Annotated in this window: 18 protein-coding genes and 1 riboswitch; of the genes, 11 read left to right on the forward strand and 7 right to left on the reverse strand. The window is 60.8% G+C overall.

The features are described 5' to 3' along the window. The first annotated feature begins 23 nt into the window (after window positions 1-23). The gene (locus OQ248_RS15700; protein ID WP_265813268.1) at window positions 24-647 is read left to right on the forward strand and encodes an SOS response-associated peptidase; all 624 of its coding nucleotides are present in this window, start codon (window positions 24-26) and stop codon (window positions 645-647) included. Between the two features lie 220 nt (window positions 648-867). On the opposite strand, the gene OQ248_RS15705 is transcribed toward OQ248_RS15700, so the two are convergent. Next, window positions 868-3009, reverse strand: a complete 2142-nt coding sequence (locus OQ248_RS15705; RefSeq protein WP_265813269.1) for a methyl-accepting chemotaxis protein — start codon at window positions 3007-3009, stop codon at window positions 868-870. Window positions 3010-3272: 263 nt separating this feature from the next. On the opposite strand from OQ248_RS15705, the gene OQ248_RS15710 reads away from it, so the two are divergent. After that, a complete protein-coding gene (locus tag OQ248_RS15710) occupies window positions 3273-4091 on the forward strand; it encodes a M48 family metallopeptidase (RefSeq protein WP_119426448.1) in 819 nt (272 codons plus the stop codon). A gap of 44 nt (window positions 4092-4135) precedes the next feature. On the opposite strand, the gene OQ248_RS15715 is transcribed toward OQ248_RS15710, so the two are convergent. The 3 genes from OQ248_RS15715 to OQ248_RS15725 form a co-directional block, all read right to left on the reverse strand. After that, window positions 4136-4720, reverse strand: coding sequence for a TMEM165/GDT1 family protein (locus OQ248_RS15715; RefSeq protein ID WP_085709323.1), 585 nt, complete (start codon window positions 4718-4720; stop codon window positions 4136-4138). A gap of 88 nt (window positions 4721-4808) precedes the next feature. Beyond that, a riboswitch (yybP-ykoY riboswitch) is annotated at window positions 4809-4931 on the reverse strand. A gap of 40 nt (window positions 4932-4971) precedes the next feature. After that, a complete protein-coding gene (locus OQ248_RS15720) occupies window positions 4972-5970 on the reverse strand; it encodes a class I SAM-dependent methyltransferase (protein WP_085709324.1) in 999 nt (332 codons plus the stop codon). 33 nt (window positions 5971-6003) lie between these two features. Then, window positions 6004-6969, reverse strand: a complete 966-nt coding sequence (locus tag OQ248_RS15725; protein WP_265813270.1) for a 2-hydroxyacid dehydrogenase — start codon at window positions 6967-6969, stop codon at window positions 6004-6006. 91 nt (window positions 6970-7060) lie between these two features. On the opposite strand from OQ248_RS15725, the gene OQ248_RS15730 reads away from it, so the two are divergent. Next, window positions 7061-7690 (forward strand): LysE family transporter, encoded by a 630-nt coding sequence (locus OQ248_RS15730; RefSeq protein ID WP_114885453.1) that lies wholly within the window; start codon window positions 7061-7063, stop codon window positions 7688-7690. Here OQ248_RS15730 and OQ248_RS15735 read toward each other — a convergent pair. Then, a complete protein-coding gene (locus tag OQ248_RS15735) occupies window positions 7674-8447 on the reverse strand; it encodes a helix-turn-helix transcriptional regulator (RefSeq protein WP_265813271.1) in 774 nt (257 codons plus the stop codon). The two genes, OQ248_RS15730 and OQ248_RS15735, sit on opposite strands and share 17 nt — an antisense overlap. 96 nt (window positions 8448-8543) lie before the next feature. Between OQ248_RS15735 and OQ248_RS15740 the strand changes: the two genes are divergently transcribed. The 5 genes from OQ248_RS15740 (at window position 8544) to OQ248_RS15760 (ending at window position 18063) form a co-directional block, all read left to right on the forward strand. Next, window positions 8544-9728, forward strand: a complete 1185-nt coding sequence (locus OQ248_RS15740; protein WP_265813272.1) for an MFS transporter — start codon at window positions 8544-8546, stop codon at window positions 9726-9728. A 147-nt stretch (window positions 9729-9875) separates the two neighbouring features. Next, window positions 9876-11558 carry a fatty acid--CoA ligase gene (locus OQ248_RS15745; protein ID WP_265813273.1) on the forward strand — a complete coding sequence of 561 codons (1683 nt, stop codon included), beginning with the start codon at window positions 9876-9878 and terminating at the stop codon, window positions 11556-11558. A gap of 319 nt (window positions 11559-11877) precedes the next feature. Beyond that, on the forward strand, window positions 11878-13767 hold the full coding sequence (locus OQ248_RS15750; protein ID WP_119426442.1) for a DUF1302 domain-containing protein: 1890 nt from the start codon (window positions 11878-11880) through the stop codon (window positions 13765-13767). Between the two features lie 28 nt (window positions 13768-13795). After that, on the forward strand, window positions 13796-15160 hold the full coding sequence (locus OQ248_RS15755; RefSeq protein WP_085733654.1) for a DUF1329 domain-containing protein: 1365 nt from the start codon (window positions 13796-13798) through the stop codon (window positions 15158-15160). Window positions 15161-15330: 170 nt separating this feature from the next. Further along, window positions 15331-18063, forward strand: a complete 2733-nt coding sequence (locus OQ248_RS15760) for a LuxR C-terminal-related transcriptional regulator (protein ID WP_265813274.1) — start codon at window positions 15331-15333, stop codon at window positions 18061-18063. 108 nt (window positions 18064-18171) lie between these two features. On the opposite strand, the gene OQ248_RS15765 is transcribed toward OQ248_RS15760, so the two are convergent. Next, window positions 18172-21300: a M10 family metallopeptidase gene (locus OQ248_RS15765; protein WP_265813275.1), complete on the reverse strand. Its 3129-nt coding sequence runs from the start codon at window positions 21298-21300 to the stop codon at window positions 18172-18174. Between the two features lie 212 nt (window positions 21301-21512). On the opposite strand from OQ248_RS15765, the gene OQ248_RS15770 reads away from it, so the two are divergent. Together OQ248_RS15770 and OQ248_RS15775 are read left to right on the forward strand one after the other, a co-directional pair. Further along, window positions 21513-22157 carry an MBL fold metallo-hydrolase gene (locus OQ248_RS15770; protein WP_265813276.1) on the forward strand — a complete coding sequence of 215 codons (645 nt, stop codon included), beginning with the start codon at window positions 21513-21515 and terminating at the stop codon, window positions 22155-22157. 116 nt (window positions 22158-22273) lie between these two features. After that, window positions 22274-23011 carry an OmpA family protein gene (locus tag OQ248_RS15775; protein ID WP_085709335.1) on the forward strand — a complete coding sequence of 246 codons (738 nt, stop codon included), beginning with the start codon at window positions 22274-22276 and terminating at the stop codon, window positions 23009-23011. 67 nt (window positions 23012-23078) lie between these two features. Here OQ248_RS15775 and OQ248_RS15780 read toward each other — a convergent pair whose 3' ends face one another. Further along, window positions 23079-23513, reverse strand: coding sequence for a DUF1043 family protein (locus tag OQ248_RS15780; RefSeq protein WP_114885437.1), 435 nt, complete (start codon window positions 23511-23513; stop codon window positions 23079-23081). A gap of 144 nt (window positions 23514-23657) precedes the next feature. Here OQ248_RS15780 and OQ248_RS15785 point away from each other — a divergent pair, with 144 nt between their 5' ends. Next, entirely contained in the window at window positions 23658-24287 is a 630-nt protein-coding gene (locus OQ248_RS15785; RefSeq protein ID WP_265815099.1) for an alpha/beta fold hydrolase, read from the forward strand. The last annotated feature ends 7 nt before the right edge of the window (window positions 24288-24294 follow it).

A 24294-nucleotide genomic window follows, 5' to 3' on the forward strand; every position in this document is an offset into this window, starting at 1 on the left:
TTATTCTTGAGTCGTGCTGCCCCATGTGTGGACGTTATGCCCTGTTTCGCTGGAACCGCGACTTCGCGGCGCTGCCAGGTTTTCCCGCCGATCAGCAGGCGCAGTGGAACATTTCCCCCAACGATTCGGTGTTGATGCTACGCGCCGAGCCTGATGGCCAGCGCACTTTGGCCCGCGCCCGCTGGGGCCTGACGCCGCCGTGGCTGACTGACCTGTCGCGTACCCCGGGCCACGCTAGGGCCGAAACCGTGGCCGAACAACCGATGTTTCGCGAAGCCCTGCGCCTGCGTCGTTGCCTGCTGCCGGCCAATGGTTTCTACGAATGGCGCGGCAATGTGCGCAAGCAGCCGTACTGGCTGACCCCGGGAGAGGGGGCTTCGCTGTTCTTTGCGGCGATCTGGGAGGCGTATCCGGTGCAGGAGCAGGTCTGGCTCAGTACCGCAGTGATTACCCAGCCGGCGGCCAGTCAGCGCCGCCCGTTGATTCTCGACGAGGCGGGGCAGGCGGCGTGGCTCGACCCCGAGACGCCGCTGCATGTCCTGCAAGGCTTGCTCGCCAGCGAACCCGCCGCCTTGCGCGAGCGGGTGCTGGCGAATCTGGTCAATGATCCGAAGCTCAATGGGCCGGAGTGTTTGACCCCGGCCTGATGCATCAAGATCAAAAGCCCCCTCACCCTAGCCCTCTCCCGGAGGGAGAGGGGACTGACCGAGTTGTATTGCGGTATACATCGACCTGAAAAAAACAGTCGATTATGGATTCAAAGCAGAGCGTGCAGGTCAGTGCATTCCTAAAGCATCCCCCAATCAGTCCCCTCTCCCTTTGGGAGAGGGTTAGGGTGAGGGGGCTTTTGACTTTTAGCCTTCGACGTCAGACCTTGAACTGATTGATCAACCGCCGCTGTTGCTCCGCCAGTTTGGTCAGGTCTGCACTCGCCGAACTCGACTCATCCGCACCACCCGCCACTTCATTCGCCACCTGACCGATGTTGATCACGTTGCGGTTGATGTCGTCGGCCACCGCGCTCTGTTCCTCGGCGGCGCTGGCGATCTGGGTGTTCATGTCGTTGATCACCGACACTGCCTGGGTAATGGTCTCCAACGCTTCGGCCGCCTTGGCCGCGTGTTGCACGCTTTCGTCGGTGCGGTTCTGGCTGTCTTCCATGACCCGCACCACATCGCGGGTGCCCTGTTGCAGTTGCTGGATCATGCTCTGGATTTCTTCGGTGGCCTTCTGGGTCTTCTGCGCCAGGTTGCGCACCTCGTCGGCCACCACGGCAAACCCGCGACCCTGCTCGCCGGCACGGGCCGCTTCGATGGCGGCGTTGAGGGCCAGCAGGTTGGTCTGTTCGGCGATCCCGCGAATGGCAATCAGGATGGCGGTGATGTTTTCGCTGTCCTTGGCCAGCGTCTGGACCACGTCCACCGCTTTGCCGATTTCCACGGCCAGCACGCCGATCGAATTCGACGTGTCGCGCACGATCTGCATGCCCTGGCTGGCAGCCTGATCGGCATGGCTGGCGGCTTGCGCGGCCTGAGTCGCGTTGCGCGCCACGTCCTGGGCAGTGGCGGTCATTTCCTGCACCGCGGTGGCGACCTGATCGATCTCGGCCATCTGCTTCTGTATGCCGATATTGGTACGGATCGCGATGTCTGCCGTGTGCTCCGAGGAATCGCTGACACTCTGCACCGACGACACCACCTGCGTGATCATCGCCTGCAGCTTGGCGAGGAAGGTATTGAAGCCTTTGGCGATTGAACCGAGTTCGTCTTTGCGGTCACTGCTCAAGCGACGAGTCAGGTCGCCTTCGCCCTGGGCGATGTCATCGAGCATGGTCACCATTTGCTTCAGCGGTCGGGCGATGCCGTGGCCCACCAGCCAGATCACCAGCAGGCCGAGGCCGGCAATGAGCAGGCCGACCATGGCCATGCCGAAAGTGTCGGATTTGCGCTGGGCGTCGAGGTCGCCTTGCAGCTTTTGCAGATCGGCCATCACCGCATTCAGTGGCAGTTGCAGCATCAGAGTCCAGCGCGCATCGGTCTGGCCGATGCCGAACGGCAGGTACAACTCAATCCGGCCCGACTCCTTGTTGACGGTATAGGTCACTTCGCCGCGCTTGAGATTGGCCATGTTGGCAATCTGCTGGGCGTCGAGGATGTCGCTGACTTTCTCGCCGAATTTGCTCGGGTCCTTGGTGTAGGCAACGATCCGGCCGTTGCCGCCGATCAGGGCCATTTGCCCGGCACCGCCGTACAGTTTCTGGTTCGCGCCCAGAAGCATTTCCTGGATGAAGTTCACCGACAGGTCGGCGCCGACGATGCCCTGGAAGGCGCCGTTGAGCATGATCGGTTCAATGAAGGAGGCGAGCATGACGATCTTGTCGCCGACCTTGTAGGGCGCCGGATCGATTACGCAGGATTTTTTGGTTTCCTTCGAGCACAGGTAGTACTCGCTGGCGCGCACGCCGGTGGACAGGACTTTCTGATCGTCGACGTCCACCAGTTTGTCCAGGCCCAGAGTGCCGTCGTCGTTGCGGAACCACCACGGCAGGAAGCGCCCGTTGGCGGCGTCGATGCCGACCACGCTGGTGCCGACGTAGGCCGCGTCATTGTGGTCCAGTGCGTTCTTTTCCCAGCCGATGTAGGTGCCGAGAATCTTCGGGTTCTTCTCGACGTTTTCCTTGATCAGGCTGATCAGTTGCTCGCGGCTGACGGTCAGTCGCGGCTGGCCATCGGCGCCCGGGGTGCCGAGCAGGGCGTTGACCCGTACCAGTCCGCCGGCAATCAGCAGCGGCGCTTCGAGCTCGCGCTGGATCTGGCTGACCTGGGTCTGCGCCAGCGAGGTCAGGCGCTGTTCGATGACTTGCTCGAACTGCTCCTGGGTCCGCTGTTGAACCATCTCTTGGGTGCGGGCGCCGGAGAACAGCGCATACAGCACCAGCGCAGCCACCACGCTGAGAACGATGGCGCCGGCCAGGGCGGCCACGGAAAACTGGATCGACTTGAATTTCATGGAAGCTCCGCACGCAAGAGGACGTCTGCGCTGCTGTATCGGCAGCCACTATTGCGCCATGAGGCGAAGTGCGCGCAATTGAAGGCGGATGTCGCAAATGGAGCAGTGCGCGACGCAGATGCGCAGGGCTTGTCGGCGGATGTGAATTTTTTCCTACAGGGCCGGCGGGCGCCTTCTGAAAGTGGGTGCAACACGTCCGTTGTATCTGGCGTCGATACAATTACCCGCCTAGGATACGCGGCATGTTTTCAGGGAGCTTTTGAATGAACAAGACATTGGTTGTAAGTGCACTGAGCGCAGCGCTGTTGCTGTCCGGTTGTCAGTCGGTCAACACCACCAGCGGCGGTGCCGTGGGCGTGGAACGCAAGCAGTACATGTTCAGCATGCTGTCCTCGCAAGAGGTCGACCAGATGTATGCCCAGTCCTATCAGAAGACCGTTGGCGAGGCCTCCAGCAAAGGTGTGCTGGACAAGACCAGCAACGAAGCCAAACGGGTTCAGGCGATTGCCAACCGCTTGATCGCCCAGGCGCCGAACTTCCGTCCGGATGCCGCGCAATGGCAGTGGGAAGTGAACCTGATCAAGAGTGACGAGCTCAACGCCAACTGCGGTCCTGGCGGCAAGATCATTTTCTACACCGGGCTGATCGACAGCCTGAAACTGACCGACGATGAAATCGCCGCGGTCATGGGCCATGAAATCGCCCACGCCCTGCGCGAGCACGGTCGTGAAGCGATGTCCAAGGCCTATGGCATCGAGATGGCCAAGCAGGGCGCCGGCGCGTTGCTCGGCCTGGGTCAGGACAGCCTGGCGCTGGCCGATACCGTGGCCAACTACGGCATGACGCTGCCCAACAGCCGCGCCAACGAGAACGAAGCCGACCTGATCGGCCTGGAGCTGGCGGCTCGCGCCGGTTACAACCCGAACGCCGCGATCACCCTGTGGAACAAGATGAGCAAGGCGTCCGAAGGCGCGCCGCCAGAGTTCATGAGCACTCACCCGGCGTCGTCCAGCCGGATCGCCTCGTTGCAGGCGGCAATTCCGAAGGTCATGCCGCTGTACGAAAAAGCGCCCAAGTCCTGAAGCAATGACCGCTCCCGCACCGAGCGTGGGAGCGGTCTGCCGGATCAGACCCAGCCGCTGCTCTGCATCGCCTTGTACACCGCGACGATTGCCAGAATCATGAATGCCGAAGCCGCGAGGCGACGGATCAGGGTCAGCGGCAGTTTCTCCGCCGCAAAATTACCCGCCAGAACCACCGGCACGTTGGCAATCAGCATGCCCGCCGTGGTACCGATGATCACCAGCCACAGTTCCGGGTATTGAGCCGCCAGCATCACGGTGGCGATCTGGGTCTTGTCGCCGATTTCCGCGAGGAAGAACGCGATCAGGGTGGTCAGGAATGGCCCGAACTTGCGGGCGGTGCTGGCTTCATCGTCATCCATCTTGTCCGGCACCAGCGTCCACAGGGCGGTGGCGGTGAAGCTCGCGGCGAGAATCCAGTGCAGGACAGCATCGGAGAAGAAACTGCCGAACCAGGCGCCTACCGCACCGGCTGCCGCGTGGTTGGCCAGGGTCGCCGCGACGATACCGGCAATGATCGGCCAGGGTTTGCGAAAGCGAGCGGCGAGAATCAGCGCGAGCAGTTGCGTCTTGTCGCCGATTTCGGCCAAGGCAACGATTGCGGTGGGAACGAGTAACGAGTCCAGCATCAGGATTTCCTAAGGGGCGGGTCGACACGGCTATGACACGTACAGCCTTCCCGCCCCGGGTAAGGTGTGCGTGTCATAGGTCTTGTCAAACCCTGCGATCCGTCTGCTGCGGACGCTTGGGTCGCATACGCCATGATCTGAGGATCAAGTATGTTGACGTATGCCGGACGAGCATGGCGCTCGTGGGAGACTACTCCCCTAGGACGGAGCGGATTCTGCCTAGGCGCAATCCATTCGGCAAGTGCTAATTTTCAGCCGCGCTTGGCCCGGTAAATCCGGAAACCGTTGCCTTCGGCCTTGATCGCACACACGCCAAGATGCTCTTCAATCAACGGCTGGTACTTCAGGAAGCTGTTCGCCACCAAGCGAAGTTCGCCGCCGTTTTTCAGATGTTTGGCAGCTTTTCGCAGCAAATTCTCGGTGGCGAAATAATCGGTGTGAACGCCGACATGGAACGGCGGATTGCTCAGAATTGCGTTCAGGCCCATCGGTGCAGCGTCGATGCCGTCACCGGTCAACACTTCGGCTTCCAGACCGTTGGCCGCCAAAGTCAGGCGACTGCTGGCGGCAGCGAATGCGTCGACGTCCAGCAAAGTGACCTGATTGTGCGGGTAACGACGTTTGACCGCCGCGCCAAGCACCCCGGCACCGCAACCGAAGTCCAGCAGGTGACCGCTCGGCAGTTTGTCCAGATGCTCCAGCAACAGGGCACTGCCGCGATCCAGTCGGCCATGGCTGAACACGCCCGGCAGGCTGATGACTTTCAGCGGGCCTTCGGCCAGCGGCAGTTCGTAAGTCTGCGCCAGGCTTTCCAGGGATTTGGCTTCAGGTGCGTTGGCCACAGTCACTTGCCACAGTTGGCAGTGACGCGCGCTGTCGAGCTTGCGCGGCTTGCCAAACGGGTTGAGCTGCTTGGATGCACCCTCAATGCCGCTGCGCTTTTCCCCGACCAGAAACACTTCGCGCCCGGCCAGACGCGAGGCCACGGCATTGAGGATGTAGTCGGTCAGATCCTTGGACTTGGGCAGGAACACCACGGCGCTGTCGAACTCGCGCTCCGGCACATTCACGCCGAAATGGCTGCGGCCTTCGAAGCGTGCATCGAGCGCCGCCTGATCGCCGGCATGCCAGCACCAGCCGAAGGCGTTGGGCAGGCGCCCGAGCAAGTCGTCGGCGGGCAGACCGGCCAGCAACAGCGAACCCTGGAATAACTCGACCTGACGAAGCAGTACTTCACTGCGCGGATCCATAACTGCTCCTGTGAAAAAAAGTGCCGCAGTTTATCAACTGACGACCCGCAGCGCCTTACCGCTGTAGAACGCCTGGGTGTTTTCCACCAGTTGGCCGACGATTCGCTGCCGCGCTTCACGACTGCCCCAGGCGTTGTGCGGGGTGACGATCAGGCGCGGGATGTCGGCGGCCAGCAGCGGATTGCCCTGGGTTGGCGGTTCGACGCTCAACACATCGGTCGCCGCGCCACCCAGATGACCGTTGCGCAAGGCATCGGCCAGGGCCTCTTCGTCGATCAGCCCGCCACGGGCGGTGTTGACCACGAAAGCCCCCGGTTTCATCGACGCCAGCTCGCGGGCACCGATGAAGTGGCGGGTGTGTTCGTTGAGCGGGCAGTGCAGGGTGAGGGCGTCGATCTGCGGCAGCAGTTCCTCCAATGGCAAGCGGTCCGGACGGGCCGGACGCCCCGGAATCTGCCCCAGTAATACGCGCATGCCAAAGGCTTCCGCCAGGCGAGCAACCGCGCTGCCGAGTTCACCATGCCCGAGCAGCCCAAGGGTTTTGCCTTCCAGTTCGACAATCGGGTAATCCAGCAGGCAGAACTGTTTCGCCTGCTGCCAGCGGCCTTCGCCGACGGCTTTTTGATAATCGGTCAGACGCGTCGCGAGATTGAGCAGCAGCATGATCGTGTGTTGCGCCACCGACGGCGTGCCGTAACCCTGGCAGTTGCACACGGTGATGCCGTGGGCGCGGGCGGCGGCCAGATCGACGTTGTTGGTGCCGGTGGCGGTGATCAGGATCAGCTTCAGTTGTGGATTGGCAGCCATGGCGGCGGCATCGATCAGGATCTTGTTGCTGATGGCCACGGTCGCGCCTTGCAGACGTTCGGCAACCTGCGCAGGCAGTGTCCGGGCGAACAGTTGCAGGTCGCTGAAGCACGCACGCAACGGCGCGAGGTCAAGGTCACCGAGGTCCAGGGAAGGGTGATCGAGGAATACGGCGCGGTGGGCGTTCGTCATCAACTGTACCTGTTGTGCTTTGAAGGGAAGGCGTAATCTGCCGAGCCTAACAGATGAAACAAAACGTTACGCCTGGCCGAAAGGAGCCCCCATGTACTGGACCGAGTTCTTGACCGTTGCACTGATCCACCTGCTGGCCGTCGCCAGCCCCGGCCCGGACTTTGCCGTGGTGGTGCGCGAGAGCGTGACCCACGGGCGCCGCGCCGGCACCTGGACGGCACTGGGCGTGGGCACGGCGATTTTCCTGCACGTTGGTTATTCGCTGCTGGGCATCGGCCTGATCGTTTCCCAATCGATCGTGTTGTTCAACGCTTTGAAATGGGCCGCCGCCGCTTACCTGCTGTACATCGGCTACAAGGCCCTGCGCGCGCAACCGGCCAAGACTGTGACCGACGATCTGCACAAAGAGGCCGGCGAGCGCACTGCCCGTGGCGCGTTCACTTCAGGCTTTGTGACCAATGGTTTGAACCCGAAGGCCACGCTGTTCTTCCTGTCGCTGTTCACCGTGGTGATCAACCCGCACACGCCACTGGCAGTGCAGGCCGGTTACGGGATTTACCTTGCCGCCGCGACTGCAACCTGGTTCTGTCTGGTGGCGATGTTGTTCAGCCAACAGCGCGTGCGCGCCGGTTTCGCCCGCATGGGCCACTGGTTCGACCGCACCATGGGCGCTGTACTGATCGCCATCGGCGTGAAGCTCGCGTTCACCGAGATGCATTGATCGAACTGAGCTGATTCAGGGCGTTGAGGTACTCCCGGGGATTGTCCCCGAGCAAACGGCGAAACATCGCGCTGAACGCCCGCGCGCTGCCGTAACCCAGATCCCGCGCCACGCTCTGCACGCTGTCCCCGGCGAGCAGGCGGGGCAGGGCTTCCATCAGGCGCAGTTGCTGGCGCCAGGCATTGAAGTTCATCTGCAATTGTTGCTGGAACTGCCGCGCCAACGTGCGTGAGCTGGCACCGACCTGCTGCGCCCAGTCTTCCAGGGTGTTGGGGTGATCGGGTTCGCGCAGCAGCGCCAGGCAAATGTTCTGCAGGCGTCGGTCGCTCGGCATCGGGATGTGCAGCGGCAGGTTTTCGAGGCCGGCCAGTTCCTCCAGCATCAACTGCTGGATCAGTGGATTGTCGGCGTGGGGCGGGCCCTGCACCGCACGCAGGATCAGTTCGCGCAGCAATGGCGTCACCGCCAGCACGCAACAGTGTTGCAGGCTGGCCGGCGACAGTTCGGGCGCGATGAACAATGAACGCATCTGCACATCGCCGGACATGAAGATTTCATGACCGATCTCCGGCGGAATCCACACCGCGCGGGTCGGGGGAATCACCCACGCACCTTGCGCCGTGACTACTCGCATCACCCCGCTCACCGCATACAGCAACTGCGCCTCGCGATGCAGGTGCAATGGCTGGTGTGCGCCGTCCAGATAATCCCGGGGATAGGCACTCACCGGGCCGTGTTCGAAATGACTGATCAACATGTCCGGTTCACTGACTTGTATGGCAGGAATGCGCTTTTTTGCCAACTTAGCATAAGCGCTCACCCTCATCTGTTCACCACAAGAAAGCGTGCCGCGATGAATCAATCCAGAAATGTCATCCGCTACATCAACGCAGCCCATGTGATCGATCACATGTTCATGCTGATTTTTCCCGCCGCCGTGCTCGGCATGACCCAGGCCTTCGCCCTCGACTACGCCGCGCTGATCGGCCTGTCGCTGGGTGGCTTCATCGCGTTCGGCGCGTGTTCGCTACCGGCCGGTTGGTTGGGCGATCACTGGAGCCGGCGGCAGATGATGCTGGTGTTTTTCTTCGGTATCGGTGCCTCGGCGATTTTCACTGGCCTCAGTAACAGCCCGACGATGCTGGTCATCGGCCTGACCCTGATCGGCATTTTTGCCGCGATCTATCACCCGGTCGGCACGGCGATGCTGGTGGCCTATGCGCAAAATCGTGGCCGCGAAATCGGCATCAACGGCATGTGGGGCAATCTCGGCGTGGCGTTCTCGGCGCTGATTACGGGGTTGCTGGTGGCGCAGTTCGGCTGGCGTTCGGCATTCCTGATTCCGGGGGCCGTGGCCATCGTGCTGGGGATCGGTTTTGCCTTGCAGGTGCGTGAGGAGCCGATCCCCAAACGCCCGCACAACGTGCTCAAGGGCACCGGCGGCCAGCGTATTTCGATGGTCATGGTGTTCGGCGTGCTGGCACTGGCCACGGCCACCGGCGGCGTGGTGTTCAACGCCACCACCATGACTTATCCAAAGCTGTTCCAGGAGCGCCTGCATGACCTGTTCGCCTCGCCGCAGACCCTCGGCGTGGTGGTGAGCCTGGCATACGCGTTCGGTGCGGTGGCGCAGTTGAGCATCGGGCAATTGCTGCACCGGGTCAGTCTGAAATGGCCATTTGTGGTGCTGACGCTGTTTCAGGCACCGCTGCTTTATGCCATGGCTTACGTCGATGGCTGGGCGGTGATCGCGCTCGGTGCGGCGTTCATGTTCGTGGTGTTCGGCCAGGTGACGGTGAACGATTCGATGGTCGCCAACTTCGTTGCGCCGCAATGGCAGTCCCGGGTGTTTGCCTTGCGTTACTGTTTATCGTTCGGTGCCAGCGCGACGGCGATTCCGCTGATTTCCTATGTCGAACCGCGCCATGGTTTTGTGGGCCTTTACCTGATTCTGGCCGGATTTGGCGCTTTGACGTTCCTGGCGGCGGTGGTTTTCCCACGCACGCCTTCCGAAGCGGCTGTAGGGCAAACGGCCTGACCGGTGACGAAATCCGACAAATGCTGGCGCAAAGCTAGCATTTGTACGGCTCTGCAAATCATTCCTTTGGCTGATTTGGCTGGCGTATAAGGGTTCTAGAGTACAAAACTCCAACGCCAACACCGTGCAGTCAGAAAAGGGATTCTTATGTTGCAGACTCGCGTTATTCCGCCCGCCGAAGGGGCCTACCAGTATCCATTGCTGATTAAACGGCTGCTGATGTCGGGCGCCCGTTACGAGAAAACCCGCGAGATCATCTACCGTGACCAGTTGCGCTACAGCTATCCGACGCTGATCGAGCGGGTCGCGCGACTGGCCAACGTACTGACGGCAGCCGGCGTAAAGGCCGGCGATACCGTGGCGGTGATGGACTGGGACAGCCATCGCTACCTCGAATGCATGTTTGCCATTCCGATGATCGGCGCGGTGATTCACACCATCAACGTGCGCCTGTCGCCGGAACAGATCCTCTACACCATGAACCACGCCGAGGACCGCTTCGTGCTGGTCAACAGCGAGTTCGTCGGGCTGTACCAGGCCATCGCGCCGCACCTGACCACGGTGGAGAAAACCCTGCTGCTGACCGATCTCCCGGAAAAAACCGCGGAGCTGCCGAATCTGGTGGGCGAGTACGAGCAATTGCTGGCGGCCGCGAGTCCGCAATACGACTTCCAGGATTTCGACGAAAACTCGGTCGCCACCACCTTCTACACCACGGGCACCACCGGCAATCCGAAAGGTGTGTATTTCACCCACCGGCAACTGGTGCTGCACACCATGGGCGTGTCGACCATCATGGGCGCCATCGACAGCGTACGGCTGCTGGGCACCAACGACGTGTACATGCCGATCACCCCGATGTTCCATGTTCATGCGTGGGGTCTGCCGTATGTCGCGACCATGCTCGGGCTCAAGCAGGTTTATCCGGGACGTTACGACCCGGAGTTCCTCGTCGAGCTGTGGCGCAAGGAGAAGGTCACGTTCTCCCATTGCGTGCCGACCATTTTGCAAATGGTGCTCAACGCCAAGGGCGCGCAGGGCACCGATTTCGGCGGCTGGAAAATCGTCATCGGCGGTAGTGCGCTAAACCGCACGCTGTATGAAACGGCCAAGAGCAAGGGCATCCAGTTGACGGCGGCCTATGGCATGTCGGAAACCGGGCCGTTGGTTTCCTGCGCACATCTGAACGACGAGCTGATGGCGGGCACCGAAGACGAACGCACCACCTACCGGATCAAGGCCGGCGTGCCGGGGCCGCTGGTCGAAGCAGCGATCGTCGATGGCGAGGGCAACTTCCTGCCCGCCGATGGTGAAACCCAGGGCGAGCTGGTGCTGCGCGCACCGTGGCTGACCGAGGGCTATTTCAACGAACCGCAGAAGGGCGCCGAGCTGTGGGCCGGTGGCTGGCTGCACACCGGGGACGTCGCCACGCTGGACAGCATGGGCGTGATCGACATCCGCGACCGCATCAAGGACGTGATCAAGACCGGTGGCGAATGGATTTCCTCGCTGGACCTCGAAGACCTGATCAGTCGTCACGTCGCGGTACGTGAAGTAGCAGTGGTGGGGATCGCCGATCCGCAGTGGGGCGAGCGCCCGTTTGCCCTGCTGGTGATCCGCGAAGGGCACGCCATCGGGGCGCGCGAGCTCAAGGAACACCTCAAGCCGTTCGTGGAACTGGGGCACTTGAGCAAGTGGGCGATTCCGAGCCAGATCGCGCTTGTTACTGAAATTCCCAAGACCAGTGTCGGCAAGCTCGACAAGAAGCGCATCCGCCTCGACATCACCGAATGGCAGGCCAACAACAGCACCTTCCTCTCGACGCTCTGAGTGTCCTCTGGCGCGCCGAAAACGGCGCGCCAGCCCCACCAAGCAAGCGCTTGGCTTGTGAAATCGGAAAAATCAGCCATCCTTGCCGGGCCGACATGTGTCGGACTGGCGAAAGGACTGTTCCAGAGTGGCCGGCAGCTGCAAATCACACTTTAGAGGGATCAAGCAGTACCACCTGCTGGCTATAGTCCGCTCAAGGATTTTTAAGAACGGGGCAATGCAACATTGAAGCGATTTCGGGAGGCCTCTGGCGCCCGGTCCTTCAGGCGTTTTTAAAAGTACTCACTGCCATAACAATAATGCACATGGAGTAGCGTCGATGACCTCAGTAAACCAGTTCTGGCGCCGGGCGAAACTGCCTCTGGCGGTCAGTCTTGCCTCCACGCTCGCCGGGCCCGCATTCGGCGTCAGCTTCAACGTCGGTGAAATCGAAGGCCAGTTCGACTCCTCGCTCTCCCTGGGCATGAGCGTGTCGACCCAGCAGCCGAACAAGGATCTTATTGGTGTCAACAACGGCGGCCGGGGCCTGTCCCAGACCTCCGACGACGGTCACTTGAATTTCAAGAGCGGGCAAGCGTTCTCGAAGATCTTCAAGGGCATCCATGACCTCGAACTGAAATACGGCGACACCGGTGTCTTCGTCCGGGGCAAGTACTGGTACGACTTCGCGCTGCAGAACCAGGACCTGGAATACAAGGACGTCAGCAACCACAACCGCGACGTGGCAGCCCGCTCTTCGGGCGGCCAGATCCTCGATGCGTTCATCTACCACAACTACGCCATTGCCGATGAGCCGGGTTCGGTGCGTCTGGGCAAGCAGGTGGTGAACTGGGGTGAAAGTACCTTCATCGGTGGCGGCATCAACTCGATCAACCCGATCGACGTTTCCGCCTTCCGCCGTCCGGGCGCCGAGATCAAGGAAGGCCTGATCCCGGTCAACATGTTCTACCTGTCCCAGAGCATCACCGAAAACCTGTCGGCCGAAGGTTTCTACCAGATCGACTGGCAGAAGACCGTGACGGACAACTGCGGCACCTTCTTCTCCCAGCCTGACATCGTCACCACCGGTTGCGACGACAACCTGCGCGTGCTGAACAAGCGCTCGACCATTCCAGGTGTTGCCCTCGGCCCGTTGGCTGCCGCCGGTGTCGACGTCAACGAAGAAGGCGTGCTGGTACGCCGTTCGCCGAACCGCAATGCGCGGGACAGCGGGCAGTGGGGCGTGTCCGCCAAGTACATGTTCGATCCGCTGGCCACCGAGTTCGGTGCCTACTTCATGAACTACCACAGCCGTGCGCCGATCTTCAGCGCAACCGGCGCGCCACAGTCGATCTATAACGGCGTCAAGGCACTGCCAGGTCCGTTCCAGGCTCTGGGGCCGCTGGTGGTAGCGGGTAACTCCGAGTACTTCATCGAGTACCCAGAGGATATTCGCCTCTACGGTCTGAGCTTCTCCACCACCCTGCCTACCGGCACGGCGTGGAGCGGTGAGGTCAGCTACCGGCCGAACGCGCCGGTGCAACTGAACTCCACCGACATCCTGTTCGCCGGTGTGCGTCCATTGGGTGGCGCTCTGACCAACGCCTCGATCCTCAATGGCGTTCCTGGCCAGGACCTGCACGGTTACAACCGTAAAGAAATCACCCAGCTGCAAACCACCCTGACGCACTTCTTCGATCAGGTGATGGGCGCCAACCGTCTGACCCTGGTGGGTGAAGTCGGCGTGACCCACGTCGGTGGGCTGGAAAGCAAGTCCGAGGCCCGTTACGGCCGCGATCCGGTCTTCGGTCCGGGTGAACTGCCATCCACTGGCGGCCTGAACACCTGCTCGCAGATCCTCAACACCTCGACCATCAACGGTGCCGGCCCTGGTGCTTCGACCAGCAACCGCTCCAGCAATTGCGACAACAACGGCTTCACCACCGCTACTTCCTGGGGCTATCGCGCTCGTGCCATCTGGGATTACAGCGACGTGTTCGCCGGCGTGAACCTGAAGCCGAACGTGGCCTGGTCCCACGACGTCAAGGGTTACTCCCCTGGCCCTGGCGGCAACTTCGAGGAAGGTCGCAAGGCCATCAGCCTCGGGCTGGATGCCGAATACCAGAACACCTACACCGCAAGCCTGGCCTACACCAACTTCTTTGGTGGCGAATACAGCACGGTGGATGATCGCGACTTCGTTGCCCTCAGTGTTGGCGTGAACTTCTAAGCGCAGTTTTTTCAGGACGAACAAACCTATGAAAATAACAAAGAATCTGTTCCACGCCGGTGTTCTGGGGCTTTCGCTGCTGGCGACCAGCGTGATGGCGGCGGTCCCTGCCGCCGAAGCCGACAAACTGGGCAAGAGCCTGACCCCGATGGGCGCCGAGATGGCGGGCAATGCCGACGGTTCGATCCCGGCCTGGAAGCCGCTGGCGAAGAACGCCGGCACCGTCGACAGCAAAGGTTTCCTCTCCGATCCGTACGGCAGTGAGAAACCGCTGTTCACCATCACCGCGCAGAACGTCGACCAGTACAAGGACAAGCTTGCGCCGGGCCAGTACGCGATGTTCAAGCGTTACCCGGACACCTTCAAGATGCCGGTCTACCCGTCCCATCGCGGTGCCACCGTGCCGGATGACGTGTTTGCCGCCATCAAGAAAAACGCCACGACCACCACACTGGTGGCCGGTGGCAACGGTCTGGAAAACTTCCAGACCGCCATCCCGTTCCCGATCCCGAAGGACGGTCTGGAAGTCATCTGGAACCACATCACCCGCTATCGCGGTGGCAGCGTGACCCGTCTGGTGACCCAGGCGACGCCGCAGACCAACGGCTCGTTCAGCCTGGTGTATTTCCAGGACCAGTTCGTGTTCCGCGACAAGATGAAGGATTACGATCCGGCCAACCCGGGCAACGTGCTGTTCTACTTCAAGCAGAAAGTGACCGCGCCGGCTCGTCTGGCAGGTACCGTGCTGCTGGTGCACGAGACCCTCGACCAGGTGAAGGAACCGCGCAAGGCCTGGGTCTATGCGACCGGTCAGCGCCGTGTGCGCCAGGCACCACAAGTGTCCTATGACGGTCCGGGTACTGCGGCGGACGGTCTGCGTACCTCCGACAACCTCGACATGTACAACGGCGCCCCGGATCGTTATGACTGGAAGCTCGAAGGCAAGAAAGAGATGTACATTGCCAACAACAGCTACAAGATCGACTCGCCGACGCTGAAGTACGCCGACATCATCAAGGCCGGCCACATCAATCAGGACCTGACCCGTTACGAGCTGCGTCGCGTCTGGCATGTGGTAGCTACCCTGAAACCGGGCCAGCGTCACATCTACGCCAAACGTGACTTCTTCATCGATGAAGATACCTGGCAGGCAGCGGTCATCGACCACTACGACGGTCGCGGTCAGCTGTGGCGCGTCGCCGAGGCCCATGCCGAGGACTACTACGACAAGCAAGTGCCGTGGTACGCGCTGGAAACCCTGTATGACCTGCAATCGGGTCGTTACCTGGCACTGGGCATGAAGAACGAAGAGAAACAGGCTTATGACTTCGGCTTCTCTGCCACCAAGAGCGAATTCCAGCCGGGCAATCTGGGCCAGGACGGTATCCGCTAAGCTGTAACCCGAGGCCGCATCCTCGAAAAAACGCCCCGACTGGTTCGGGGCGTTTTTTTTGCGTGGTGATTTTGTAGCCATTTGTAGCAACAACTTCATATGTACGCCGTTTAAGGCTAGTCTGCGGACATCTGCTACGCCGCCAACAGCCATTCGAACAAGAGCCGGCCATGACTGATCTGTCCCCACTTCCGGGTCCTGCAAGCGTTGCCGTCGCGGCACTGGACGGACGTTTCTTTCGTCCCCCGCTGCCTGACGGATACGTATTGCGGCCACGACTTTGCGAGCGACTGCAGGCCGGGCTCGGTGGACGTCTGTTGCTGGTCTGCGCGCCAGCCGGGTTTGGCAAGAGTTCACTGGCGGTGGAGTTCTGCCAGAGCCTGCCGGCGCACTGGCAAAGCCTGTGGCTGGGCCTGAGCCCGCGAGACAACGATCCGGGGCGGTTTCTCGAGCGCCTGCTCGAAGGGCTGCAAGACTATTTCCCGCAACTGGGCAGCCGTGCACTCGGCCTGTTGAAGATGCGCCAGCGTCATCAGCCGTTCGCCTTCGAAGAATGGCTCGACGGCCTGCTCGATGAGCTGGCACTGCACCTGCAACCGACCTCGCCGCTGTTATTGGTACTGGACGACTACCACCTCGCCCAGGGCCCGGTGCTCGACCGCTGCCTGCAATTTTTCCTCAATCATTTGCCCGATGGCCTGTTGGTCATGGTCACCAGCCGCCAGCGGCCCGACTGGCATCTCGCCCGTCTGCGCCTTTCGCGACAGTTGCTGGAGCTGCATGAACAGGATCTGCGCCTGACCCACGACGAAGCGCTGGCATTGCTCGATCGGCACAGCAGCTCGCTACGCGGCGAGGCCCTGGAGAACCTGATCCAGCGCAGTGAAGGCTGGGTGGCGGGGCTGCGCTTCTGGTTGCTGGCGGTGGCCGAGGCCGGGAGCGATGCCGCATTGCCGCAGGCCTTGAACAGCGGGGAAGGGCTGATCCGTGATTACCTGCTGGAAGAAGTCATCGACTGCCTGCCGGCCGAGGTGCAAGCGTTTCTCTACGACACCGCACCGCAGGAACGCTTTTGCAGCGAGCTGTGCGACGCGGTGCGCGAATCCCACGACAGTGCCGAGATTCTGCGCTTCCTGCTGGCCCATCAGGTGTTTCTGGTGCCGCTGGATGAACACGGGCACTGGTATCGCTATCACCATCTGTTTTCCGATCTGTTGCGCAGCAGGCCGATCGCCCGGGCGATCGTCCCCGCGGCAACACTGCACCTGCGCGCCTGTCGCTGGTTCAATGCCCAGGGCCTGCTGGATGAGGCCGTGGAGCAGGCGTTGCGGGCTGGGCATCTGGACGTGGCGGCGAACCTGGTGCAGAACCTGTCCGAGGAACAACTGCTTGCCGAGCAGAACGTCGGCATGTTGTTGCGCTGGAAAATGGACTTGCCCGATAGCTTGCTGATCAGCACGCCGCGCCTGATCGTGCTGTACAGCTGGGCGCTGGGGCTGGCCTGCCAGCTCGATGCGGCCGAAGAGCTTGCCAGTCACCTGAGCCGGTTTCTGCCGGCACCATCGGCCACCGCACAGAAATCCATGCTCGCCCAGTGGCTGGCGCTCAAGGGCATCATCGCCCGAGGCCGGGGCCATCGCGAGCAGACCATCGAGTATTGCAGCGAAGCGTTGGAGAGCCTGCCGGCCAAGCGCTACGGCCAGCGCCTGATGTGCCTGTCGACCTTGTCCAACCTGGCGATTGCCGATGGTGATCTGTGGCGCGCCCGCGGATTGAATCGCGAGTCCCTGGAATTGGCTCAGCGGGTCGGCAATCCGTTGTTCGAGGCTCTGGCTCATTATGACCGTGCCCGGGTCCTGCAGGCGCGAGGGGAAATCCAGCGCTCGCTCGAAGAGGTGCACCAGGGCCTTGAGCGTCTACGCGGATTATCGGCACAGCGTCTGTACGCCGTACGTGCACGTTTGACGCTCTATGAGGGATTTTTGCTGGCCATGCGCTTGCTGCCGCAGGCGGCACGTTTGCGATTGCAGGCGGGCCTGACTGAAGCGCGGGCCTGTCGTGATATCAGTGTGTTGATCGGCCACTGCGTGATTGCCCGGCTTGACGGCAGCAGTGGCGATTACGCCAGGGCCTTTGCCGAACTGTCTGAAGCCGAGCGCCTGATGCACATCTGGGACGTTCCGCCGATCTACTACCTGGCGATGATTACCTTGGTCAAATGTGAGTTGTGGCTGGCCCAGGGGCGCATTGACCTGGCGCAAGCCTGGCTCGGGCGATTGGGCCAGACCTATACCGGTGAGCGCGCCGCTGCACCTCCGGAGTTTCATCCGCAATTGCCGCTGCATGTCGAGTTACAGCAGGCGCTGCTGGACGTCATTCAGGGGCAACCCATGCTCGCCGAGGGGCGGCTGAACGTGTTGCTGGAAAACGGTCAGCAGACCGGGCGTCAGTTGTTGAGCGTGATGGCGTTGACTCAGAAGGTGGCGTTGCTGTTGGCCGGTGGTCGCGAACCCGAGGCCCGCAAGGCTTTTTCCCAGGCGCTGGAGGCCGCGGCAGGCGGGGTGTTGCAGCCATTTGATGTTCTGGCGCGAGAGCATTCGGACTGGTTGCGCGGCCAATTGACGGGCGCGGCGAATCCGGTATGCCAACACTTGCTGGACTGCTTTGCACTGTCGGCCACTCGTCCGGTTACCGAAGTTTCGGCAACAGAGCAACTCAGCACTCGAGAGCTGGCAGTACTGCGGCTTATCGCTCAAGGGTGTTCAAATCAGGAAATCAGCGAGCAGTTGTTCATTTCACTGCATACCGTGAAAACCCATGCCAGCCATATCAACAGCAAGCTGGGAGTGGAGCGACGAACTCAGGCTGTGGCGCGGGCAAAGGAACTGGGCATGCTGAGTTGACAGCGGCAATCGTCGAACAAGAAAAACAAAACGCCCCGAACCAGTCGGGGCGTTTTGTTTTCTGTTGAAACGGCCTGCAAACACAGGCCGGGTATTTCGGTGAAGATGTCAGGCCACCAGATCGTTGGCGCTGAAGCTGTTGACACCGACCAGCTGGATTTCGAAGTCAGCACCGATGTTGCCGCTGACATTACCCGACAACACGTGGTCGACGAACCGCAGTTGACCTGCACCCGTGAAGTCATTTGCACCAATGAAGGTGAAGCCGTTGAAACCGGCGGACAACAGGTTGGCATCGAAGTGAGTCAGGTCGATTTTATCGCCCTGCAAACTGTTGAAGTCGGTGATGACGTCACGGTTGTTCCCCAACCCCATCTCGTTGACAGCACCGAAGACGAAGGTGTCGGCACCGCCACCACCCGTCAGCGTGTCTGAGCCTGCACCACCGTTCAGCACGTTGTTGGAGGCGTTGCCGATCAGGACGTTGTTCTGCGCGTTACCCAGCAGGGTGAATGCGCCAGTGCTGTACACAGTGATGTTCTCGACGTTCTGCAGGTTGCTCAGATTCAGGTCGATCACGTTGTTCTGCGCGGTGGCAGTGTAAACGATGGCCAGGGTGTCGTTGCCTTCGTTGGCGTTTTCCTGAACCAGGGCCAGTTCGCCGGCCTGATCGATGCCGTAGGCGTCATCGCCCTTGCCGCCGATCATGGTGTCCAGACCTGCGCCGCCGTTGAGCTGGTTGTTGCCGTCGTTGCCGATCAGCACGTTGTTCAGCGAGTTGCCGATGCCGTCGATGTTGGCGGTGCCGGTCAGGGTCAGGTTTTCGACGTTGGCGCCCAGGGTGTAGGTGATCGACGCTTTGACGGTATCGATCTCGCTGGCCAGGGTGCTGGTCTCGACCACGACATCACCGACGTTGTCGACGATGTAGGTGTCGTTGCCGGTGCCGCCGGCCATGTAGTCGGCGCCCAGGCCGCCATCGAGGATGTTGTTGCCGGAGTTGCCGGTGATGCGGTTGTCCAGCGAGTTGCCGGTGCCGTTGAGGTTGGCACTGCCGATCAGGTTCAGCCACTCGACGTTGGCACCGAGGGTGTAGTCGATCGAAGCGTTGACGGCGTCGATTTCCGAGGCCGAGGTGCCGGTTTCAATGACCACGTCGCCGATGTTGTCGACGTAGTAGCTGTCGTTGCCGGCGCCGCCGTTCATGATGTCGGCACCCGCACCGCCGTCGAGGACGTTGGAACCGCTGTTGCCGGTCAGTACGTTGTCCAGGTTGTTACCGGTCAGGTTGATGTGAGCGGAACCGGTCAGCACGCCGTCTTCGACGTTGGCGCTCAGGGTGTAGCTGACGGAGGCCTGGACCAGGTCGTGGCCTTCGTTGAGGTTTTCCACCACGGTGTCGCCGACGTTATCGACGATGTAGGTGTCGTCACCGGTGCCGCCGATCAGGGCGTCAGCACCTGCGCCGCCGTTGAGTACGTCGTTGCCGGCGCCGCCTTGCAGGGTGTTGGCATCGGCGTTGCCGATCAGCACGTTGTCCAGCGCGTTGCCCAATACGGTGAAGGCACCGGCGGCATACAGGCTGACGTTCTCGACGTTCTGCAGGTTGCTCAGGTTCAGATCGATCACGTTGTTCTGCGCGGTGGCAGTGTAAACGATGGCCAGGGTGTCGTTGCCTTCGTTGGCGTTTTCCTGAACCAGGGCCAGTTCGCCGGCCTGATCGATGCCGTAGGCGTCATCGCCCTTGCCGCCGATCATGGTGTCCAGACCTGCGCCGCCGTTGAGCTGGTTGTTGCCGTCGTTGCCGATCAGCACGTTGTTCAGCGAGTTGCCGATGCCGTCGATGTTGGCGGTGCCGGTCAGGGTCAGGTTTTCGACGTTGGCACCCAAAGTAAATGAAACCGAAGACCTGACTGTGTCGATTTCGCTGGCAATGGTGCTGGTTTCAACGACGTAATCGCCGACGTTATCAACGATGTAGGTGTCATTGCCGGTGCCACCCGCCATGTAATCGGCACCTGCGCCACCGTCGATGATGTTGTTGCCCGAGTTGCCGGTAATGCGGTTGCCCAGTTCGTTGCCGGTGGCATTGAGATTGGCGCCGCCGATCAGGTTAAGGTTTTCTACGTTGGCACCCAGGGTGTAGTCGATCGAGGAGTTGACCGTGTCGATTTCCGAGGCCAGGGTACTGGTTTCGACGACTACGTCGCCGACATTGTCGACATAGTAAGTGTCGTTGCCGGCACCGCCGATCATGGTATCGGCGCCCTCGTTGCCAACCAGCAGGTTATCCAGCGCGTTACCGGTCAGCACGTCGTCAAACGCAGAACCGACGGCGTTTTCAATCTTGGTACCCCAGGCGATGGTCAGACCATTGTTGATGGCCGTCAGCGTGTTGAGGTCGAGGAAGCTCTTGCCGATGTTGCTGAACTGGCCTTCATTCAGGTTGATTTTCACCCCGGCCAATTGGTTGCTGCCGTCGATGGTATCGATACCGCCCGAATCCCAGATTGTCTCGAACACCGACTGGGTAGGCGCCCAGCTGTAAGTTGTGTTGCCGGCCTGCCAGTGAGTATTGGCGCCATAAAGGTTCTGGATCGCGAGGATGTCCAGAAGCATCGGAGTGGTCGGCTGGTACGAATAGGAGTCGTTGTAGCTCATGATGGTGTAACGGACATCGTCCACGGACGGGTCGATGACCGTCGGGTTCAAGGCGCTCGCCGAGAAGGGGTGTTTGAGGCCGATCGCATGGCCGATCTCGTGCATGAACGTTAGGTAATCGTACGACCCCTTGACCGGCGACAGGCTGTTGGTCTCCGGGCCAATCCACACGTCCCCGCCCTTTGGGGTCTCGTCAGGCAGGTAAGCCCACGCGGCCGTTTTTTCGTCCATGGACGCGTAACCGCCGAAACGCAGGTCACCGACGTTGACGATGTTGTCACTGGTCTTGCTGAACAGGATGTTGGCGACGGAACTCCAGGAATCGAGTGCATTGGAAACGGCGGTCTGCTGAGCGGCTGTCAGCGAGTACGAATCCAGATACTCGTTTTTCGAGCTGTAGTTGATCGCGAAATACGAAACACCCGGCGTCATGAAACTGTAGGTCAGCGAAGTGACGGCGGTGGGATCGCTCCACTTGACGCTCTCCCATTTTGTACCGCCAATGAGGCTGTTGACGGGGGCAGAGCCAGTCAGGGACGCGGACCAAGTATCGGTGTAACCAGTAGGACGAGGCATGTGGATTTCCTGGATGGGCTGCGGTCCTTCCTGAATGCGACCGCTACAAAAAAAGGCGATTCTGCACCAGAAACGTTACGTTTGACATCATCTGGCCACTACTTTCTGATCGATGGCGTCAAATAACTGACCGGGCGAACTGTATCGGCGAGTCGAGTAGAATCCTGAAGCCCGTTTCACTGCATTTTGTCTATTACAGGCCATCCATATCCATGACCGTTCCCAGTTCCATACTGATCCGTGAAACCTTCCCCGTCGGTCCTTTGCAGTGCAACTGCACGATCATCGGCGACCCGATCACGAAGAAAGCCATCGTCGTCGACCCGGGCGGTAACCCTGATCTGATCATGGCCCGTCTCGATGCCCTGGGGCTGAAGGTGGTGAGCATCATCCACACCCACGCGCACCTCGATCACTTCCTCGCCTCCGGTCAGATGAAAGAGAAAACCGGTGCAACCCTGCACCTGCATAAAGAGGATCAGTTCCTGTGGGACAACCTGGAGATGCAATGCCAGATGTTCGGTGTGCCCTACACCCCGGTGCCATCGCCGGATCGCTGGCTGAGCGATGATGAAGAACTCGCCTGCGGCTGCGGCGTAGCGCTGCACACGCCGGGGCATACACCCGGTTCCATGAGCTTTTGGTTTTCCGAGGCTAAGCTGTTGATTGCCGGTGACACATTGTTCCGGCGCGGAGTAGGGCGCACGGATTTGTGGGGCGGCGATCAGGCGACCATCGTGCGATCGATCAAGCAGCGGCTGTACACACTGGATGAGGACGCGACCGTTGTGGCCGGACATGGCCCGGACACGCGTCTGGGCGATGAAATGCGGGAAAATCCGTTCGTGCGCGCCTAAACATTTTGTCACGAGTGCCCGGCGGAATTTTTGTGCATTGTCATGATCCAACGCCCGCAAAGGTCCAATGCCAAACGGCCGTTGCACCACAGAATGCAAAAAAGTAGGAGCTCTCCATGTTCACCACGCGTCGTTTGATTATTGTCGCTACTGCCGTAGCCGTACTGTCCGGCTGCGCCTCGCCCAACCCCTATGACAATCAGGGTCAGGCCGACGGTGGCTCCCAGGGCATGAGCAAAACCGCCAAGTACGGCGGCCTCGGTGCACTGGCCGGTGCGCTGGCCGGCGCCGCCATCGACCACAACAACCGCGGCAAGGGCGCCTTGATCGGCGCTGCCGTCGTCGGTGCTTCCGCTGCCGGTTATGGTTACTACGCCGACCAGCAGGAGAAGAAACTGCGCGCCAGCATGGCCAATACCGGTGTCGAAGTGCAGCGTCAGGGTGACCAGATCAAACTGATCATGCCGGGCAACATCACCTTCGCCACCGATTCGGCGAATATCGCGCCAAGCTTCTATCAACCGCTGAACAACCTGGCGGGCTCGCTCAGGGAGTTCAACCAGAACCAGATCGAAATCGTCGGCTACACCGACAGCACCGGCAGCCGTCAGCACAACATGGACCTGTCCCAGCGTCGTGCGCAGAGCGTGGCGACCTACCTGACTTCGCAAGGCGTCAGCGGTGCCAACCTGTCGGCCCGTGGCGCCGGCCCGGATAATCCTGTTGCCAGCAACGGTGACGTCAATGGCCGGGCGCAGAACCGCCGCGTTGAAGTCAACCTGAAGGCGATCCCGGGCCAGCAGTACGGTGGTCAGCAGCAACAGCAGCCGGGTACGGTTCAGCAGTATCCGTAACCGTCAGGTACAAAAAAGCCCCCGGACAAGTGATTGTCCGGGGGCTTTTTGTTGGTGCGAAGGCTGATTACTTCTTCAGACCGTAGTGCTCATCCAGCATGCCAGGTGAGTTAGGGGTCTTCGGCGCGTAGTCACGCGGCGGCTCCTGGCTGCGTGGTGGCGTCAGGCGCTCACGTGGAGCCTGAACCGCTTCGGAGTGCAAAGAGGCCAGCAGACGCTGACGGGTCTGTTCGTCCAGGGCCAGACGATTGGCGCCCTCGGCGAGGTGATCCTGCACTTCCTGGTAGCTCTGGGTCAGTTTCTTGACCAGATTGGCGGTGCTGTTGAAGTGGGTCACCACCTCATTCTGATAACTGTCGAAACGTTCCTGGATATCGTCCAGTTGACGCTGTGTGCGGCTGGGCGCGGCATTCGGCGCAACGCGTGCGATCAGGAAACCAATGGCGACACCCACAACCAGGGCAAGAGTCGGTAACAACCAAACTAAGAGCGAGTGTTCCACGAGTCCTTCCTCTATAAACGGCTTTGCTTTACGTTAACGGCTCGAACCTGCGCTGTATACCGCGATTCACTCGCAATAGATTGGCACAGACAATTTGCTAGACGAGTCGACCCGATTCGAGGTCACGGAGTTCCTTCCTTGCTGATGCGTGAAACCCCTGTAGTGATTGATGGCCCGGTGGGTCAACTTGAATCCCTGTATCTGGATAACGAGCAGCCACGCGGCATCGCGCTGATCTGCCATCCCAACCCGGTGCAGGGCGGCACCATGCTCAACAAGGTCGTCTCGACCCTGCAGCGCACCGCGCGTGACGCGGGCCTGATCACCCTGCGTTTCAACTATCGTGGCGTCGGTGCCAGCGAAGGTTCCCATGACATGGGCAGCGGTGAAGTCGATGACGCCCATGCCGCCGCCGCGTGGTTGCTGGAAAAGCACCCGGATCTGCCGTTGACCCTGTTTGGTTTCTCCTTCGGTGGATTTGTTGCAGCAAGTCTCGGCGGTCGTCTTGAGGCACAAGGCGTGGCGCTCAAGCATCTGTTCATGGTCGCGCCTGCGGTCATGCGCCTGGGCGATCAGGATCAGTTGCCGCAGCACGGTGAGCTGACCGTGATCCAGCCGGAAACCGACGAAGTGATCGATCCGCAGCTGGTCTACGAATGGTCCGACAAACTCCAGCGCCCCCATGAGCTGCTGAAAGTGGCAGAATGCGGACACTTTTTTCATGGCAAGCTGACCGATCTCAAGGATCTGATCCTGCCGCGTCTCTCGAATTGATTGCAGT

It is taken from the genome of Pseudomonas sp. COW5, assembly GCF_026240005.1.
Classification (GTDB): domain Bacteria; phylum Pseudomonadota; class Gammaproteobacteria; order Pseudomonadales; family Pseudomonadaceae; genus Aquipseudomonas; species Aquipseudomonas kribbensis.